The sequence below is a fragment of the Tolypothrix sp. PCC 7601 genome (assembly GCF_025677855.1).
GTDB lineage: Bacteria > Cyanobacteriota > Cyanobacteriia > Cyanobacteriales > Nostocaceae > Aulosira > Aulosira diplosiphon.
In genome coordinates this window covers 38,950-57,287 of record NZ_CP064885.1, presented here as the reverse complement: position 1 = coordinate 57,287, position 18,338 = coordinate 38,950, and the positions used below count along the sequence as shown (strand labels likewise).

Annotated in this window: 20 protein-coding genes and 1 pseudogene; 9 read left to right on the top strand and 12 right to left on the bottom strand. The window is 43.1% G+C overall.

Annotation, left to right across the window (positions count from 1 at the left end):
* The first annotated feature begins 759 nt into the window (after positions 1-759).
* The 4 genes from HG267_RS40325 to vapC all read left to right on the top strand — a co-directional run bounded on the left by HG267_RS40325 (position 760) and on the right by vapC (position 2,819).
* A complete protein-coding gene (locus tag HG267_RS40325; protein ID WP_096622414.1) occupies positions 760-1,245 on the top strand; it encodes a hypothetical protein in 486 nt (161 codons plus the stop codon).
* A 31-nt stretch (positions 1,246-1,276) separates the two neighbouring features.
* The gene (locus HG267_RS40320; RefSeq protein WP_052335369.1) at positions 1,277-1,900 is read left to right on the top strand and encodes a hypothetical protein; all 624 of its coding nucleotides are present in this window, start codon (positions 1,277-1,279) and stop codon (positions 1,898-1,900) included.
* A gap of 173 nt (positions 1,901-2,073) precedes the next feature.
* Positions 2,074-2,415, top strand: a complete 342-nt coding sequence (locus HG267_RS40315; protein ID WP_194007927.1) for a hypothetical protein — start codon at positions 2,074-2,076, stop codon at positions 2,413-2,415.
* The gene (gene vapC / locus HG267_RS40310; RefSeq protein WP_045873518.1) at positions 2,412-2,819 is read left to right on the top strand and encodes a type II toxin-antitoxin system tRNA(fMet)-specific endonuclease VapC; all 408 of its coding nucleotides are present in this window, start codon (positions 2,412-2,414) and stop codon (positions 2,817-2,819) included. Before HG267_RS40315 ends, vapC begins: the two co-directional genes overlap by 4 nt.
* A gap of 180 nt (positions 2,820-2,999) precedes the next feature.
* On the opposite strand, the gene HG267_RS40305 is transcribed toward vapC, so the two are convergent.
* The 11 genes and pseudogenes from HG267_RS40305 to HG267_RS40255 form a co-directional block, all read right to left on the bottom strand.
* Entirely contained in the window at positions 3,000-3,890 is an 891-nt protein-coding gene (locus HG267_RS40305; RefSeq protein WP_263420175.1) for a hypothetical protein, read from the bottom strand.
* Complete coding sequence (locus tag HG267_RS40300) at positions 3,841-4,800, bottom strand: hypothetical protein (RefSeq protein ID WP_263420174.1); 960 nt, start codon at positions 4,798-4,800, stop codon at positions 3,841-3,843. The genes HG267_RS40305 and HG267_RS40300 overlap by 50 nt, the downstream gene beginning before the upstream one ends.
* On the bottom strand, positions 4,800-5,363 hold the full coding sequence (locus HG267_RS40295; RefSeq protein WP_045873519.1) for a hypothetical protein: 564 nt from the start codon (positions 5,361-5,363) through the stop codon (positions 4,800-4,802). The genes HG267_RS40300 and HG267_RS40295 overlap by 1 nt, the downstream gene beginning before the upstream one ends.
* Before the next feature lie 57 nt (positions 5,364-5,420).
* A complete protein-coding gene (locus HG267_RS40290; protein WP_045873520.1) occupies positions 5,421-6,026 on the bottom strand; it encodes a hypothetical protein in 606 nt (201 codons plus the stop codon).
* A complete protein-coding gene (locus tag HG267_RS40285; RefSeq protein ID WP_228045772.1) occupies positions 6,023-6,505 on the bottom strand; it encodes a hypothetical protein in 483 nt (160 codons plus the stop codon). Before HG267_RS40285 ends, HG267_RS40290 begins: the two co-directional genes overlap by 4 nt.
* Positions 6,505-6,702, bottom strand: coding sequence for a hypothetical protein (locus HG267_RS40280; RefSeq protein ID WP_045873521.1), 198 nt, complete (start codon positions 6,700-6,702; stop codon positions 6,505-6,507). Before HG267_RS40280 ends, HG267_RS40285 begins: the two co-directional genes overlap by 1 nt.
* An 11-nt stretch (positions 6,703-6,713) precedes the next feature.
* Positions 6,714-6,980 carry a hypothetical protein gene (locus tag HG267_RS40275; protein ID WP_045873522.1) on the bottom strand — a complete coding sequence of 89 codons (267 nt, stop codon included), beginning with the start codon at positions 6,978-6,980 and terminating at the stop codon, positions 6,714-6,716.
* Positions 6,977-7,240, bottom strand: a complete 264-nt coding sequence (locus HG267_RS40270) for a hypothetical protein (RefSeq protein WP_235623116.1) — start codon at positions 7,238-7,240, stop codon at positions 6,977-6,979. The genes HG267_RS40275 and HG267_RS40270 overlap by 4 nt, the downstream gene beginning before the upstream one ends.
* A 3-nt stretch (positions 7,241-7,243) precedes the next feature.
* Positions 7,244-8,113, bottom strand: coding sequence for a ParM/StbA family protein (locus HG267_RS40265; RefSeq protein ID WP_228045773.1), 870 nt, complete (start codon positions 8,111-8,113; stop codon positions 7,244-7,246).
* A gap of 21 nt (positions 8,114-8,134) precedes the next feature.
* A pseudogene (gene ltrA / locus HG267_RS40260) lies at positions 8,135-9,957 on the bottom strand (group II intron reverse transcriptase/maturase).
* Positions 9,958-10,536: 579 nt separating this feature from the next.
* Positions 10,537-10,785 (bottom strand): hypothetical protein, encoded by a 249-nt coding sequence (locus tag HG267_RS40255; RefSeq protein ID WP_045873480.1) that lies wholly within the window; start codon positions 10,783-10,785, stop codon positions 10,537-10,539.
* A 238-nt stretch (positions 10,786-11,023) separates the two neighbouring features.
* On the opposite strand from HG267_RS40255, the gene HG267_RS40250 reads away from it, so the two are divergent.
* The 3 genes from HG267_RS40250 (at position 11,024) to HG267_RS40240 (ending at position 15,918) form a co-directional block, all read left to right on the top strand.
* Positions 11,024-11,212, top strand: a complete 189-nt coding sequence (locus HG267_RS40250; RefSeq protein WP_045873481.1) for a ribbon-helix-helix domain-containing protein — start codon at positions 11,024-11,026, stop codon at positions 11,210-11,212.
* A gap of 129 nt (positions 11,213-11,341) precedes the next feature.
* Positions 11,342-12,076 carry a hypothetical protein gene (locus HG267_RS40245; protein ID WP_045873482.1) on the top strand — a complete coding sequence of 245 codons (735 nt, stop codon included), beginning with the start codon at positions 11,342-11,344 and terminating at the stop codon, positions 12,074-12,076.
* A gap of 281 nt (positions 12,077-12,357) precedes the next feature.
* On the top strand, positions 12,358-15,918 hold the full coding sequence (locus tag HG267_RS40240; protein ID WP_045873483.1) for a PriCT-2 domain-containing protein: 3,561 nt from the start codon (positions 12,358-12,360) through the stop codon (positions 15,916-15,918).
* A gap of 229 nt (positions 15,919-16,147) precedes the next feature.
* Here HG267_RS40240 and HG267_RS40235 read toward each other — a convergent pair whose 3' ends face one another.
* On the bottom strand, positions 16,148-16,441 hold the full coding sequence (locus HG267_RS40235) for a hypothetical protein (protein ID WP_052335364.1): 294 nt from the start codon (positions 16,439-16,441) through the stop codon (positions 16,148-16,150).
* Between the two features lie 345 nt (positions 16,442-16,786).
* Here HG267_RS40235 and HG267_RS40230 point away from each other — a divergent pair, with 345 nt between their 5' ends.
* Both HG267_RS40230 and HG267_RS40225 read left to right on the top strand, forming a co-directional pair.
* Positions 16,787-17,185 carry a plasmid mobilization protein gene (locus HG267_RS40230; protein WP_045873484.1) on the top strand — a complete coding sequence of 133 codons (399 nt, stop codon included), beginning with the start codon at positions 16,787-16,789 and terminating at the stop codon, positions 17,183-17,185.
* Positions 17,166-18,335, top strand: coding sequence for a relaxase/mobilization nuclease domain-containing protein (locus HG267_RS40225; RefSeq protein ID WP_045873485.1), 1,170 nt, complete (start codon positions 17,166-17,168; stop codon positions 18,333-18,335). The genes HG267_RS40230 and HG267_RS40225 overlap by 20 nt, the downstream gene beginning before the upstream one ends.
* Positions 18,336-18,338 lie beyond the last annotated feature (3 nt).

Genomic DNA, 18,338 nt, shown 5'->3' with positions numbered 1-18,338 from the left:
CAATTGCTGTCGGTGGAAGGATAATATTGCCAAAACTGGAACCATAATACTGCCGCGACTGGGGCTGTAATGTTCATTCTTTCCGAAGTGCGATCGCAACCCTAATTAAACAATCGGAACCATAACATTGCCGGGAACTAAAAATGGAACGATAAACTTGCCAAAATAGGGTACTTCAAAACTTCATTTTTAAGTTGATGCATTTCAATGCCTTGACCTCGAATATAGAGCCTGCAAGGATTTAAGACATTGGAAGCGTAATGTTGCCGAAGTCAATTGGAAGCATAAGCGTACCAAAACGGCAATATTATGGTTCCACCGACAATTGCCTTGTTTGCAGTTTGAAGCGTTTATGTTTGCAGTTCGCTACACTTATCAATCAGCCTGACAGCACGACCGCCACAACCCGCATTATTCCGTAGGCTGATTAAACTTGCTTATCTAGGCTGCATGATGACCAAAAACAGGTATAATCCGTACCAATATGAAGCGAGTCATGTTGCGGCTTGCCCAACTGTCTATACTCCTTCTATACCCCTGGCTGATAAATCGTTGCTATGAGTCACTGATAGCAACCTATTAGTGGCGATACTAAAAAAGCTACTTATCAGCGTTACATTCCTTCGTAGTCAATAAAGCATAGCTCAATAGCTAGCGATGGTAATATCCGAGTTTCTAGTTGTAGCATTTTTGCCAGTTTAGCTAATGATTACTCTAACTGGCCGTATATTAAGGTGGTAATTATTTAATGCAAAGTTTATGGAAGATCAAGCTCCAGAGAATGACAAAATTGAGAAAATTAAGCAAGAGCTACAAATTTTCCAGGAAAGAGGAGGATCTATAATTCCTTTAAAATCTCAACCTCCTTTGGATAGTTTGGATAAATTAATTGCTAAAGAAGATTCTCCAGACAAGATAAGAGAGCTTTTAGCATTGAGAGAAACTATTCTCAGACAACAGTTGCAGCAAAATCAAATTGAACAAATAAATAAACAACAAGATTATGAACTGGTAAGTCAAAAAAATAAAGAAAGAACTATCAACGCTGGTTCATTATTAGCTGTTATGATAGGTTTAGGTTTAATATATTCAGCTTCTCCGTTAGTAGGTACATTTATTTTACTATTAGGATTAGCAACATTACTGAGGATTCCTTTTGATGAATTATCTAATAATTTTTTAGATTTTTTTGAAAAACTTTACGATAAAATTACATCGAACTTTTTTTTTAAATCTGATAAATAATCTTTAATGTTGACATTAGATTCAAGCAGTTATGGAACCTTTAACATCTGTCGCAATAGCAATTGCAAGCTTGGTTTTAACTAAAAATTTTGAAAAAATTGGTGAGCAAGTCGGTGATCGAGCATATGAAACTGCTGGTAAAAAACTTCTGGAAGTGATGAGAAAAAAATATCCAGAGGTTGTTGAAAAAGATTTGCAAGGACAATCAAACTATCGTGAAACTTTAATAGAGATTGAGACAGTAGCTGAAAGAGATCCTGAAATTGCGGAAGCTGTTATAAATCTAGGCGAAGCAATTAAATCAGAATCAAATCAAGAAATTCTTTTACAAGTTCTAAATAATGTTGTGAATATAACTATGGCAGAAAATAATGAACGCTATTTGCAATCTAATATTTCAAACAACAATCAGACACATTATATAAATAACATAAATTCCACTAGAGAAAACCTTACACAGCAATCTTTTATTAAACGTTATAGTTCAATGATTATAGGATTTTATTTTTCCTTTTTGTTTCTTATTCTTATAGGTTTATTAGTTTTTGTTCCTTTATCTATTGCAATTCAGCAAGTTTTGGTTGCTCTTATAGCTATATTCGTAGTTTTTTCGCTGAGTGCATTTAAACGATACGCAAAGTATACAGCAAACTAGCATTCATGTTAGAAATCTGCCGAGATATACAATATTTCCTGCATTGTGTGAGATTGACGGGGTATGCCCTGGCATATACCCTGATACTCTCAAGTATTTATGAAGAGCAAGGTTAAGAGCCTTACCTTAAATGCTGAAAGTAAAATAAAATTATCCTCGACTAAAAATCCGTAATGGTTATCCCAGAACTCGAACAGCAACTACTTCAGCTTTCATTTAACGACAAACTGTATATTATCCAACTCCTGGCACAAAGCCTAACTACAAACAATAACAACACCCACCAAACACAACCAAATAAACTAAGAGAATCCTTACATCAAACCCCCCAAGCTGAACTCACAAAAGAATTAGACCTGACCCGATTGCTCAAAACCCTCATTGAGTCCCTACAACCAGAAAACCCAACCTTCATCAGAGAATATCCCCAGCCTCAATTTTATGGATGTATCGAAGATGAAACATTCTTCCGCCATCCCCAAGGACAACAACCATCCCGCCAACCAATAGAGTGAAATTCCTGCTTGATACTAACACCTGCATTATCTATTTGCGTGGTAAAAATGCCACTTTAAAACAGAAACTAGAATCCACTGCCACTAAAGATATTGCCGTTTGCTCAATCGTCAAAGCTGAACTATTTTATGGGTCAATGAAAAGTGCCAACCCACAACGGAATCTGAGCTTACAACAACAATTTTTAGCCCAATTCACATCACTACCCTTTGATGATTTAGCAGCAATGACATTTGGCACAATTCGCTCTCAACTAGAAGTATTAGGCACGCCCATTGGAGCGTATGATTTACAAATTGCCGCTATCGCACTGACAAATAACTTAACCCTCATCACCCATAACACAAGAGAATTTCAACGTATTAATAACTTGGTGATCTCAGATTGGGAGATAGATATTTGATTAAATAACTGATTTATTATTGGTGTCTAGCAGACACGACAAAGACATTTTTGGTCTGGGGTAGTGTCTGCCAATGTCTATACTGTATAAGGGTTTCAAGGTTTCGTGTCTGTGATGTCTGGTATCCGGTGTCCACGAAAAAGGGTAATTTTGAGAGTAGACACCAGCAACTAAAAGCAGTCAAATTTGATTGAGTCTGATAACACCCTCGCCTATCCAGTCTGCTAAGTTAGCCCCAACAATTTCGTACATCCAGCCCTTGATTTGCTCCACAGTGAATCTTTCACCGTTGACTTTAAAGTTACTTTTAAACTCCCTAACATCAGCTTCTACTCGTTCAGTTCTGGTGAGATATTCATATAACTTTTGCGCCATTGTTGAAAGTTTATTAGGTGGATTTTGGGTGTCACATGCCTGCTCACCAATATTGATTTCTAGTTCATAAATACGTTCCAATGTGGCTTTATCAATGCGGGGATTTGGGTTAGCTTCTGCTGCCGAGATACTGTCACTAAAATCAGATATTTTTGCAGTCATTGTGGGCAGTTCAACCAATATCCATTCGTTAGAGCTATCGAGTTTAACTTTGGCTTTACCCGTAGATTTTGGTTGCAGTGTAATTGGATCTACTTGCGCTAAACATTCAACTTGCAGCATTTTAGAAACAAGGTTATATAGCCCTTTGATGCCAAACAAACAAGTCTGAGTATTGTTGTGAGCAACCACAGTTAAAGGCATCTCTTGTTTACGGCTTTTGGTCAGTGCTAACTTGCCAAATTTTGACAGCAATTCCTCATCTTTAATAAAGTCGCCGTAGGTGGTTGCTTCCTCACAAATTAGGGATAAAGCTTTGCCTTCGCTCCAAAGTTTCTGCCGCCATTGCTCCTCACTTAAGGACGAATTATTAAAAGTAGTCAGTCTTGATTCCAATTCCTCAACATAATCGCGGATCTGCTGTTCGATGTCCGACCAAGAATGGTAACTTTCAACCCCTCGCCATTCGGCGCGGTTGCTGTCCGGGTCAAGCACAACAACTCGGTAGCCTGTTTCTTTTTTTCTGTTTGGCGACATAACGAGCCAGCCACGATTTACCGCCGCCTTGGTTGCCCCAAATCAGGGCAGTTTGTTTGATGAGGTTTTGCACCCATGCGGTGTTGCTGTCGGGTGCGATTACTGGTTGCTGCATTTGCTCCTCCACAGTTCCTGGTGTGCCGTGTGGTAGCTGTGGAGCTGGCTGCTGTTGAGGCTCAAACTTTTCAAAGCTTTGCCCAGAGTCGAGCAGGTGTCCAAATTCGTAATAGTCATCAGCCGACATCGCCATGAGTAAAGCTGTTACCTGCTGTGGGGTGATGCTGGCTAGGAATTGCTGTCTGGCCTCAGCGATTTTAATACCTCTCAAATATTTGAGCAGTTCCTTACCCGATAGGTCTAACAACTGTTCACCTAGTTTTACAGTGTAAGACGCTTTCACACCTTCAAAGAGTTTGGTTGCTCGGTAATGCGGTCTGATATCGCTGAGATAGTCCTGTGCAATACTTGTAGCCCACAAGCCTATACCCCCCAATATCATCGCCCCTATCCCCAAATGAATTTTAAACGGGTTATCGGCACTCAGTGAGCGGAACACATATAAGCCATCATGCTCAAGAAATGCCCAAGGGTTATAGTTTGGGTTGCTGGTACGGTACTGGTTAGCCTTGAGGTAGGGTTCTGGAATTTGCGATCTCTGTTGGTATCGGCAATACTTTTTACCCAAAAGTAATTTATTTGGGTTGCCGTCACCTGCTTGAATAGGTGCATCGTGGATTCTGGCTGACTTCGGGTAGAAACAGATGTCTTTCTTAGCTATGCCGTCGCCAATATGGGCTGCTATGCCACAAACTAACGCACCTGCCACAGATAGTTTTACTGCCCAATTTAAACGCAGTGGCAGGCTGTAGGAGCGTTGATTTAGTTCCGATGGTTTAACGTCATTTATCATCACTTTTTCCGCAAAAACAAGAACAATGCGATGGCGGCGAAGACAGAAAAGCCCAACAATAAGCCAAAATTGTCTTTGCTTGGCTGCTCTCTGCCCTCAAACTCTCTCACCTGTTGGGTGAATACAGAGAAGCTGCCACGGGCAATAGAATCCATGTTTTGGGCATCGCCGGTTAATTTCCACGAACTAGCCATGAGCATTGCAGTACGTGTAACACCAATGGCGAATTTTTGACGGTTGGTGACTTTGGGAATCAGACTATTTTCAAAGCGCAAGTAGCAGAGGGTGGCAGCAAAACTTGCACCCACTGGTAAACCTGCTACTACTGCCGGGAACAGTCCTACACTGCCAGCTAGATACAGCGATTGCGTTGATGCGACTTGAAAACCTGCTAGTGCTGCACCAAAAGCGATGCCACGAAGTACAGTTATGCTGCTGTCAGTGAGAGCGATAATTTCTTGTACCTGTTCGCTGTCGTATTGTTCGCCCTCAATATGCTGTGTACGCTCGTCTACAATCTCCGCATCAAAATATATTGGTGTTTTCTGATTGTTGGTTAACATAGGGACACCTTGTTAAATGGCTATCCCCCAGTGAGCCTGCTGGGGGATGAGGGCAATTTAGTCAATTAATCGTCTGAAGAAACCTTTGACTCGGAGCATTGCTGCTGAACCGTGTCTGTGGATTTCTCGCAGTGTTTCCCGTGCTTTATCGCCTGGGGTCAATTCTGATTTTTTGGCTTGAACCTGCTGCCAAAGTTGAGTTTTAGCCCTAGTTGAGTCAATCTCAATACCCCGTAGTTCGGCGCGGTGTGATTCACCGAGTAGGTTAAGTGTTCTAGAGTGGCGGAATTGTTCAAGGCTTAATTGGTTGTCAGAGGCGATAACCTTTTGCTCTAAGCCGTATCCCAAACGGGCATCGCTGACTCTGACTTTTGACCAATTATCAGCCATCCGGTTTATTGAAGTCCCTGCGTCGGTGAGAAACTTGGTTTCTTCTGCCATAACTGCTTCAGTTGCCTGTAAACCTTGTGATAGGTTGCCGAATACTGCCTTAGCATTTTGGGCGCGTTGAGTTTGTTTGATTCTAAAATCTGCCACAGTTGCAGCTGCTGTCTCATTGCCGTCTAGGGCTTGAAATACGGTTTCTTGGCTAATGCCCGAAAGGGAATGTATTGCGGCATAGGTGATGGGTGCATCCAGTTTGAGTTTTACGGTGCGGCTCATGGTTCCCACGCTCCTAGTTCTTCCAGTCTTGTAAAGATGTTGTTTGCTTTGTCTCTAGTTGCGTGATCCGTAATGTCATTTAGTGCTGTTGAATCGCCTTCTGCAAGTCTCCAAATCGTTTCGTCTGGTAATTCAGAGCCAAAATTACCTAAAAATTGCCCGTGAGTTAGAGGATTTGGTGTTTCATCAATAGTTTCAAATTGGTCATAAATTCCTCCAGATTGCAAGTATGGCAGTGTTTCTTGGATTATCTGCTGCTGCTCTGGTGTTCTACCTAAATTGGGTAGGAATGGATCATCGTTAGCAACTATCTCTGCTGCTTCTTGTGCCAATTCTCTTGGGCATCCATGAAGAGTGAGCGCGTTTAATGCGGCGGTAAATAGATTCTCGTTGTTCATCTTGCTAAAATCTCTGTGTGTTGTTTGACAACCTGAGGGCGATCGCAATAGTTTCTCAGGCTGTGCGATCGCTCTCCCCATTACTGAAAAAAACCTTCTTTCGATACATCTACAGCAGTGGCTGTTGCTTCCCACCCCAGCGCGTTGAGAAATTGGGTAACATCGCCTATCGTGACATCTGCATCAATTTGCAGTGCTGGGAATTGGGGATGCTGCCTGATTTGGGTTAGTAATTGTTGGGCTTGTGCAACTAATTCTGGCAGTGGTTGATTCTGCATAATTCACCTCATCAAAATATTGATAATTGCAATGATTCCTGGCTGAGTACGGAACTATTTATTTTTGCCCCCTCAACTTCATAACAGCGGGTAGTTAAAGCTTTATGATTCAGCTTTAAATCCGCTTTTTTTCGCTGTCCTGCTAGTGGGCGGAAGATGTATTGTGGTGCTTGGATTGTGCCTGTTTTATACCGATATTCGTACAGCGAAGAGTCAATCTGGTAAACCTTAGATTGGCTTAGTAATGTGCTGTCATAAACTCTATTTAGGTTATTCATGAAGCTAGTCCCTTAAACTGGCTGACCATAGAAGCTATTCCTGCTTTATTCGGTTGAGTTGCTGTTGGTGTTGATACCTGACTTTGATTTTTGGGCAATGCTTGAAAATTGCCACCACCTTGAAAAATGAGCTTTTCTACTGCTGCTGATAGTGCTTGTGTTGGCGCATCAGCAGGAATGTTGAACATCTGACACAGTTCCTCAACTGCTAAGTAAGAAATGGTTATACGCCGAGATTCGTAAGACGTTTTATCAGACACTTTTTACGCTCCTGTAGCAATTTCTGTTAACAGCTTTAATCCAAATGCATTGATGAATTGGGGATTTTTTAAGACCACAAAACCCAAAGACGCAAGATTTTGATCCACCACTGGTAAAGCAACACCACCACCCCAAGCAACAAGGTATTTAGCACGGTCTAAGTAATTGCTAGAACTGACGAAATTAGCGAATTTTTCAATTCTTGTAGACCACCAATCATCAAGACATTTGCTATATTCAGTCTCAAAATTCTTACCTGTGAGGTGATTACCTCCATAAGTTAAAGTTCCTTCTAAAATCCCTCGGTTCACTAAAGAAGATGAGTGTTTGACTTCTTTGGACAGCAGACTTACTTTGTCATTCCGCTTGTCTAATGCTTCTGCAATCATTGAGTGCAACTCACCACATCCACCTTCAATCAAGTGACGGTCTATAACTGCACCATTGCCGTTAAATACGGTAATTAGCCAAGTGGATGAACCGATATCTAGGGCGATAGCAACTTCAGACTCTTCAAGGGCTAAGGTTGGTTCACCAAATAAGCAATGAGCGATACTGCCAAACCCCTCTGGATAAATGCCATTTACTGCGATTTCTACTGTTTTGGTGACAATTTCTCGATTGACGGGGTGTTTGTGTTGGAAGGTGTGAATACCTTGAACTCTGCGTTTAATCTCCTCTCCCCAGCGTTCTGGGTTGTGGTTGCTCAAGCTAATTGACAGTTTCATGCCATCGGGAATATTGAGAACTGCTAAGTCTGCAAGGATGCTTTCTAATGCCAGTTCTGCTTTTTTGGCTTTATCTTCGTGTAGCAGGGTGTGGTCAGCTTGGGCAATAGCTGCACTACCCCAAAAGAATTGAACATCTTTCAAGTCTTTGCGTGAACCATTAAACTAAGCGAAACTCTCACGAGTCCCGCTCGTCTTCAGAACCGGACGTGAGACTTTCACCTCATCCGGCTCCTCAATGACTTGGCTCAAGTTATGAGTACCTCTACTACCATCGTTGGCAGTTTTGCTGTCGTGGCAGTGACGATGTAATGATTGGAGGTTGCCGTACCTGTCCTTTCCGCCAACGGAAGTTGGAATGATATGGTCAATTTCGATTAAATCGTCTTCCCTAAAATACAATCCGCAGTGAGCGCACTTACCTTTCTGTTCTTTCAAAAGTTTTGTGACTCTTGTTGGAACTAGGGGTGTTCTCCTCTTCTAGAACTCCAGTATTTCAGGTTTCCATCGAATGGCGATGCTGTCCCCTTAACTTTGATATGCCTAACAATTGGCTTGCTAGCATGGCTGATTAAGGTTTCGGCTACTTGACCATCTCTAGTTACTGAGAATACCCAGTTGTTGCCGCCTACTGTATTCCAATACTTATTGGCTACCCATGACCCAGATTTACCTGAGTGGCGACGCTTCGCCCATCTGGAAAGCTTTTGGTATACTAGGTAATCAAGCGTAGAGAATGTTTCTTTGCTTACAACTGTCGAATAGTAATTGACCCATCCCCTAATGATGGGGTTGAGTTTTGCTATTAGTGCGGCTTGTGGGGCTGCTTTGTGAGCGTCGATAATTTCTGCGATTGCGTCGTAGTGTTTCTTAATCGCTTTCAAGCTGGGTTTGATGAGTGTTTTAAATCCTAGTAGTTTACCGTTAGTTGATTTTCCTGACTGTTTGTCATCCACCTTGTACTGTCTAACATGGAATCCGAGAAAGTCGAACCCAGAGTTTTTGGTCATTTCTGACTCTTCTAGGCTATTTGTCGGGTTAAACAGGGTTTTCCCTATTCTGGTTTTACTAGGACTCAATTCTAGACCCATTTTTTCTAACCACTTTGAGACTAAATCTCTCATTTCAACGATTTGAGATTTTTTGTTGGCAAGTATTACAAAATCATCGGCATATCTTATTAGGGATATGGTTTGTTGATTTATTCTCTTTTTACCTTTTAGACTATGTGCATAATCTATTACTAGCTGTTCTAGCCCGTGAAGGGCGATATTCGCTAGTAAGGGAGATATTACACCGCCTTGTGGTGTGCCTTCTTTAGTCTCAAAGAATTGTCCATCATCCATTACACCCGATTCCAACCATGCTTTGATAAGTCTGTGCATTGTTGGGAATGTATTGATTTTCTTGAGCAATTCTGAGTGGTTAATTTTATCGAAGCATTTCGATATATCAGCATCTAAAACATACTTAACAGATTGTTTGATGTTGTTAAATATTGCTTCGATTGCATCATGGGCGCTTCTTCCTGGTCGGAATCCATAGCTATTTGGCTCAAAACGAGCTTCCCATTCTGGTTCAAGAGCCAGTTTGGCAAGTGCTTGAGTCGCTCTGTCATGCATAGTGGGAATACCTAGGGGTCGCTTGTCACCGTTGGACTTGGGAATCCAAACACGACGGGTAGCATTAACTTTTTGGTTAATGTTCAAGCTTAGTACCAAAGTAAGTCTAGCCTTGGGGGTTAATGACTTGATGCCGTCAACTCCTGCGGTTTTCTTACCCTGGTTATCCTGGGTTACTTTGCGGACAGATAAGGCTTTTCCTGACCAAGACCTCATCAAGGTTTTTTGGAGTCTGCGTACTGCTAATGTATCACCACGTAGAGAGGCTTGGAATATTCTTTTCTGAAGCTTATAAACAGCACGTTCTAGCTTTCGCCAGTTAATGCTATTCCATTCCACCATCTGATTGCTCAGTGTTTTAGACATATATACTTCCTAATGTGACCATTCCTACCAAATCATCGTGAGTACGTCAGCCTATCTTGACCATTACAGCCAAGCGTTCGCTTCTTACTCAATCTTGCCCGTCAAGGCATCCGGTTAGCACTTACTCAGGTATTCGACCACACTTGCGCCTTGCTCAGTGCGTACCTGAGAGCGTTTGACGGGTTACTTCGTTCCGAATAACAATACTGATACCTTTAGAGTGACACTGTTCACCGAGTTTATCGGGGGTGCTTATTGGTCGGTCAGAAACCCGCCAATCCCTTATCTTTTGCCTTTTGGCGCAGCGTTTCAGCCTGATTTCGCTGTATGCGTTTTACGATGATTCAAACGTGTCTTTCTTTCGTACTCATGGATATCTTGCTCGGCTCCTTACCAGGTTTAGGCTCCCAGTAAGAGCGCCTTTCATTCCCGCTTTACCGATTGATGGCTAGTCTCTACAGTAGGGAAAGGGCTTTCACCTCAGCACTTGAGGGGTAGGATTCACACCTACATTGTTATTCAGTTATCTAGGCTATTACCTAGCAGCTAATCCCCTAGAATCCTTACGGAGCCTAGTTTCTAGCTAACGAATCGCACTTCTGCATAGCGCACCCAGCACCCATCTTTTGAAATGGTTTCGTGAAGGTGGATGTTGCGGTTGCGAACTACTGAGTATGCGGCAGGCATCATGATACAAAAATCACCATAGGTTGCCTTCCCATACCCAGCACCGGGGTCTTTACCTGCGATAAGGGTATTTAGCCCAGAATTGGCAAGCGACGATGCTTGAACTAGCCAAGAATTGGCATCGGTGTATGTGGTTGTCATGGTTCAGATAATTGGTAAAAGTCTTGAATTATAGGAATTAAAGCCAATTTTTAGGAAAATTGACTCAAATCCTAATATCCAATTATTGGTTAGCCTTAACTCCACTTTCCGGCTTCTATTGCCTTTGTTTTGTGTCGTTTTCTGGCTTTCTGGTGCTATCATAACACTGCATAACACCAGTGACAAGTAAGAGGTTTAGACTGACAATAGGGGTATTCCAACACCAGATAGTGTTACGATGCCCACAGGAACTAGATTAAATATTTATTTCACAGATGAAGATGACTTAGCACTTTACGACTTGATATCTGCTGAAGCCAAAACTGAAAAACGCTCTATGAGTCAAATGGTAAAAATTCTTGCTTCCGAAGCGCTTGCGGCAAGACATACAAAAAAAACTAAATTAAAAAAGCAGGATGAAGATTAGGGCGATCACTTTTACTTAAACTTAGCCCAAGCAAAATACATGACTGAAAAACCAACCATATAGCTTAGATGAAGAAAAGTTCGACCCTGTAAAGGATGAGAGATTAGTCATCAGCCAAAACAATTTTTGATGTCACCAATGACTACCGCGAAAGAGCCAGCAACCGATTTTCAACTCCCGCCGCACAACGAAGCGGCGTTAGAGATGCTTCGGGAGGCGAAAGACTATGAGTCCACTGTGGCTCTAGCGGCTAGTGGTGCTGCGCTGGCTACAGGCGGCATGGTTCATCCGGCGGGCTGGTTACTTTTTGCATTGGCTTACAAGCCATTGGTACGAGTTGAAAAACTGGCTCGGTTAGAAAAATTAACAGCCTTACTGTTAGAACAGTTTAAAAGTGAGGAAATACAAGTCTTTCCAGTGCTTCAGATAAAGTCGAAGAACCCTGTTGACTTGTTTATTAGGTTTCCACGCAAAACTCACTTATTTATCTCGATTCGCTCAAAAGGAGACAGCGAGATTGTCTACAACGAAAAAAGGGAAGTTTTGCAGGTTAAGCGGAAAAACAAGAGTGGTTTAAGAACCTGGGAACCCTGCCCTCTAGTTGAACTAGCAGATTATAAAAGCTGGCTTGATAAAAATAGAAATTTGTTTGGGATGTCATCTCGTGAAGCTCAAAAGACACCCACAGCGAAAGTTTTGGTCTTATGGCCGCCTACTCTGGCGGATACCCATCACAATGACCAACTCTATTCTGAGATAGGAAGTCTCAAAATTCTGGCTCTCAGAAGGAAAGGCACTGCGTTTGTTATTCAAGAGGAGGAAGTAACTGAGTTTATTAAGGCTTGGTTAGCCAAATACGAGTAGGCTAAAAGGCGAAAACCTCACGTCCTGCAAGGACAGCGAGGCTTTCAATTTATTCAATTGGAATTGGGGTATTGGGTTGACTGCCTAATTAATATCCCTAATAGTAATCTTATCCTAACTTTTGGAGTGTTAAGCCATTGTAACGCTGGCCACACAGGAACAAACAACAACTCAGGAATTAATCTAAATTTTGTTCTGATATTTCTAAAAGTTTGTAGAGTCAAGATTACTACCACAGGATAGCTCCAATTCCTCCAAAAAACTTGCTGGAGGATGGGCTGATGCCACAATTACAACAATTTAATAACTCAGTAGAATCGCAAGCTGCTGCTGCTAAACAGACCGCTTTAACTCGTGAAATAGAACTTGAGTTTATTGAAGATACTAAAATCAAGTTTGCATTTAACGCCACAGGTAAAAATAAAGACTGGGACTTTAAAAAGTTAGCCGCCAACTTCCGAGATGCAGAAGGAACTTTAGCTGATGTCCAGCAGCACATTAAAACAGGTCACGCCATCTGTGCTGGATTATTAGGCGGTAAATGGCGCAGTAAGGCCAATGTTATAGGTTCTCAGTGGCTATTACTTGACATCGATAATTCTGATATCGCCCGTGATGCCTATGGCAAGCCAATACTGGATGACAACGGAAATTCTATCAAGGTTTACACTCCGCAATTAACCATTGAAGAAGCGCTAGTCCATCCCTTCATTCAAAAACACTGCGCTTTAATGTACACCACTGCCAGTCACAAACCAGACTGGCATAAGTTCCGGTTGATTTTCCTTCTGCCCCAATATGTTGAGGGTGCTGACACAGTAGAAGCTTGTACGCGCTCTCTCATGCAGCAGTTGCCCCATGACCCTGCCTGTAAAGATGCCAGCCGGGTTTTCTATGGCAACACAGAAGCAGAATTTCTGTTGGTCAACCCCCAAGCAACGCTACCAACAGAATGGGTAACTGAGGCAATTGCGATCGCGCTGCATGAAAGAGAAGAATACCAACAGCGCATCCAAGAAATCGAGTCACGCCGCCAACAGTGGCGCGAAATTTCCAACACCGAAGGCTGGGACATTGAGCAGCTAATTCAACAAGCACTTTCATTTATCCCCCCACGCACCCCAGGTAGCGGCAATTACGACGAATGCCGCCAAGTGCTGATGGCTTTGGTCAATCACTACGGGGCATCTGAAGCCGAAATCATTGCTGAAAAGTGGTCACCCAGCATCAAAGGTACAACCTGGAACATCCCCGCTAAAATTCGCAGTTTCCGACGTGCGGGGATCACGATTGGCACACTGTTTCACTTTGCCAAGCAGTACGGCTTTCGCTTTCCACAACGGCAGTATGAACCATCCCTGCCCCCAAAAGGACAAATTGACCGTCAACAGTGGGAACTAGGACGAGTTAAAGAAGATTTAACCAGCTTCCAAGATTTATTAAAGCAGGCTATAGCACCTTTTGCGGCGATATTTAAGGGATTTAAAACGCCGCCATCACGAACGCCCCTGCCAAAAACTAATACCGCTTCCTCTGCCCCCCAGATTATTATCTACAAACCGGGCAATATCCCCCATAAAACCGAAGTTACAGAAGATATTAGAATCCAGTGCCAGCCAGAAGAACACATAAACGCTTGGCTAGAAGCTGTATCCAAAGGCTGGACGCATATTTTAGATAATTCCCATCCTGGACTGGGCAAATCTTATAATGCTGGACAACTCACATCTGCCCAATTCGGCATTGATAAACTCATTTACCAAGATGCCAACCACCGCAACCCATCCACACTGCCCATCGAGACCAACTTTGTTGACCTGCCAGTCCGACATAACGGCTTCAAACTTGACCCTACCCGCCAAACTCCTTTAGGCGAGGACTTCCAACTCTGGATTAAACCGGGTGAAACTGCCGACACCGTGGGCAATTGTCACAGAACTTATTTATTCAACGCATTTCGTAACAAAAACTTTACCGCTCTTAATTTTGAAGAAAGCGACATTAGCCCCATCTGTAATGGTTGCTCCCTGAAAAACCAATGCCGTTTCGCCAATGGCGACGGCTACGGCTTCCGCTTTCAAAAACGGACAACTATTCACGCCGAACGTGAACTCAGAGCGCACCCCGATTCTACCCCCACCGACTTAATCAACGTTGCCAACCAAGCTTTTACAGTCGGTCGCATTTGGGAAGAAGCAGGCACACTCATCAAACCAGTGCATTCCCTTGATGTCAATCAAGCTGATTTTGAAAAAACCGTTGGTCAACTGGCACTCAACGCACCATCACTGCTAGTTCAACTCCAGCCAGTTATCCAAGCCTTACATCCGCTATTTACTCAAGACATCGATTCTCCCGACCGCTATGGCTTTAATGATGCCAGTATCCGGGCTATGCTGCCGCAATTCCCACCTGATTTAGATATTGAAGCTATACGACAGGCTTTAGAACCCGATTTAAAATTCCTAGAAAACCTAGACACCATTGATGTTAACAGCGACACGCAACTCAAAAAAAGTGCCGCCGCCCGTTACGCTGCCAAACAAATTACCAAGGACAGCGCCCGTAACGCTGGCAGAGAATTTCTCGACTTGCCTTTATACTGGCTACCTGATTTCCTAGAAGCTTGGAAAGGTGACGGTGCTTTTAGCTGTTCCTGGGGCGTATTGAGCATTTACCGGAAAAACCCCAAGCATATTGAACTAGTCAACTCTGCCCAATTTAATATTTTTCTCGATGCTACTCTCACAAAGAGCAAATTAAAATTAAAACTCGGTAGCTCTGACCCCGTATTAATAATTGAGCAACAACGCCCAGACTACAGCAATTTAACTGTAATTAATGTCACTGGTTTAGGTAAACTGCCCAAGTATCGCTCACCATCCCTGATAGCCCGTGTCAACGCCCTCAAAGAAGCTTTGACCAAACTGCACTCCCAATTGGGCATTATTGATTGGAAAGCGATCGCTGATACTGCCGCTGACCGCCAAGAATATGGTCACTTTGTTGATGGTCGTGGCGTTAATCGCTTTAGTGATGCCGACGCTCTAGCCAGCTTTGGCATTCCTTACCAAAATATTGGTGTTTTGGCAGCACAACTCCAGGTAATGACAGGACACCCTGTCAACCTGAGCGACCCAGAAAGCATTTTCCAAAAGTATCTCACCGAATTAGTGCAAGCAGAAATCATCCAAGAAATTGGGCGCTTACGTTCTCACCGTCGCCCCACCGAACAGCTGACTTTCTACTTCTGTGCTGACTATGACTTAAGTTTCTTAGCTGACCATCTCCCCAATGTTAAATTACAAAGCATTGATGCCTGCCAACTATGCCCCGAAGCTGGCAGATCTGAGCAGCAGACTGGACTAGCCATTGTCAACGCTTTTACCCAACTTTGGCAGTCGAAGCAGAAAATTGGCCAAACGGAGATTGCGAAAATCATAGACACTACCCAGGGCTGGGTGAGCCGATTTACCCAACGCTGGGGCGGCTGGGCTAGGTTTAAAAAAATATTACTCCTGCTATTAGATTGTCTTCATAGCGGTAGTAATAAAAATTTTACAGAATTGGCGGAGGACGAACAGTGGTTAGCTAGCGAATACTTCCCCATGTTGTGCCAACAACCTGAATTATCCCCAGACGGCTTATTAGACGAGGTAGCGCTAGTTGCCAAAACCATTGGTAATAGAGCAATGGAGCGAGTTTTACACGAATGTACCCCCCAAGTTAGGGCTAACCTGCTGGTAGCTGCACTCAGTTGTCTGCCTACTGAAGTTTACTCAAATGAATCTATTCTCCTAGCTGTTGCCCCAATGCAATCATCGCAATCATCTGTAACTTGACAATAAAGTTATAGTTTTGACTGCAAACCAATACCAAACCAATACAAATAAACTAACCCTATTCGCTCTAATGTAGCAGCCACTAATCTCTGCTATGCTTTGCTGTCGATTACAGCCTAAAACCACTAATTTTTCTGCTGTTTTTTAGTCTGTGTTTTCCCATCAGCACCACTTGCAGATAAATCCTGAGCCTGAGTAGAAATTTTAAGAGCTACACCAGGATTTGACCCTAATTCTGGCTTTTTTTACTGCGAGTATTTTTCTTCACCTCAGCCAATAAAGTTTTAATCCGGCTCCCGCTTAAATTAATCCCCAGTCCCTGCAACATTTCAGAGACTTCATCAAAGGTATAGCCATATTTTTCCGAAGTCAGTTTCTCAATGTATCGTCTGAGTTTACGCACAGTCTCCAAAGCCGAAATATCATCTCGTTCCTTGGGTTTTAAATCCTGAAGCAATTTAATTGCCTCATCAACCTTGCTTACAGGAACTCGCTCATTATTTTTCTCTCTACCCATAGCCATTAATAAAAATTGATAATTATTGCTATATATCGCCTAATCTACTATTTTCTAGATGTAGCAAAATTTAATTTAAAAATTATTGAAAATACTGTGTTCGCTTCTACGTGAACAAATCAGCCCAATGGCGGCAACTGCCGCCGCATGAGATTTCCCGAACCCCCTCGCTGTGCATCCCCACCCTGATTATTTTCCTATTTTCCGCTCTCCCGAAAATGGGCTAGAAGCAAGCCATGTCTTGCACTGCGTGCAGCTGTCGCTGCGCTCGGCACAACAGGCTTGCCAAAGGGGGAAGTGTCCCGCCTTTGGAAACCCCCTCAAAAGTTGCAGTTTGTCAGGAATGACATTATGACCAAGCGTTCTTCTCAGTCACTCGTCCGCACCAAAAGGCTGCAAGCGCTATTCAGCCCCATAGAATACGAGATGATTCGCTCCAAAGCAGAAGACGCGAGCATGAGCTTGGCAGAATTAACAAGACGCTGTTTATTACTGCGACCAATCCCACCACCACCGCCTCGACTAAGCCGGGTCACAGTAGCCACATATATAGAACTTTCGCGCATTGGCAACAACATCAACCAACTGGCCAAAGCCACAAATACCGCCATTAAAATGCAACTGCCACCGCCAGCATCACCAGAACTCTTACAGGAACTACTAGAACTGCTGCAACACTGCCAACGAGAAATAGCCAAAACCTTCATTGAAGAAGAGGACGAAGAAACAGATGATTGGCAACCAGACTAAAGGGCGAGGATTTCGCGGACTTTTAGACTATCTTCAATCTCAAGAAGATGCCAAACTCATTGGTGGCAACATGGGCGGCAACAATGCCATTGCACTAGCTAGAGAATTCAAAATCTCCCGTCAATTAAACCCCGAAGCCGACCGAGTAGTGTATCACGCATCATTATCACTACCAGACAACGAGCGACTAGACGATGAAACTTGGAATGAAATCGCCAATCGCTATCTCGAAGAGATGGGCTTTGACAGCAACCAGTACGTAGTTTACAGACACCACAACACCCAACACGACCACATCCACATCTGCGCCAGTCGCATACGTTTAGATAACGGGAAAATTGTACGTGATAGCTGGGACTACAAACGCAGTGAAAGTATCATCCGACAGCTAGAAAGAGATTACGGCTTACAACCAACTCTAGGTAGCCACGAGAAATTATCGCGTAAAGCAAGTATTGGGCAACAAAGACGGCTAGAGCGAGAACAGAAAGAGTATTTAAAAGGCGATCGCTCCTCACCACAAGAACCCCCCATTAAGCAACAACTCCAAGAACTCATCGACCGCGCCACCGCAGACTCACCCACAATGCCGCAACTAATTGAGCGATTGCAACTCCAAGGTGTAAAAATTCGCCACGGAACTACACGCAACGGCAAGAGTAAAGGCATCAGCTACTCAATGAAAGACCAGCAATTTAGCGGTACTTCTTTGGGAGCCGCTTACACATTCCCCGGATTGCAGAAACATAAATCTGTTGACTATCAACCAAAACGCGATGACCACCGCATTATTTCACTGCTATTAAATCCAGCCAAACCCACACAACAACTAACACAAGTTGAACTCAACCAACATCAAGAACATTCCCAAGAACAACCCGAACTTAACCCAAAGCAACAGAGATATCAACAACTATCACTAGCACTAAGCGCAACTGCATTGTCAGCTGACGACCGAGATAAAAAAATTATCTCCCACCTACTAGAGCAAGAAGAACCAGCAGAAGACATTAAAGAAACTATCAAGCTAGGTTCAATCCCACGCACCCAAGCAGAATTAGAAGAATTGCTCGATTTGGTAATAGATGAATTAGAAGAAGAACTTGAACAACAGCTAGAACAACCAAGACGGCGGGGATTGAGCCGATAACTC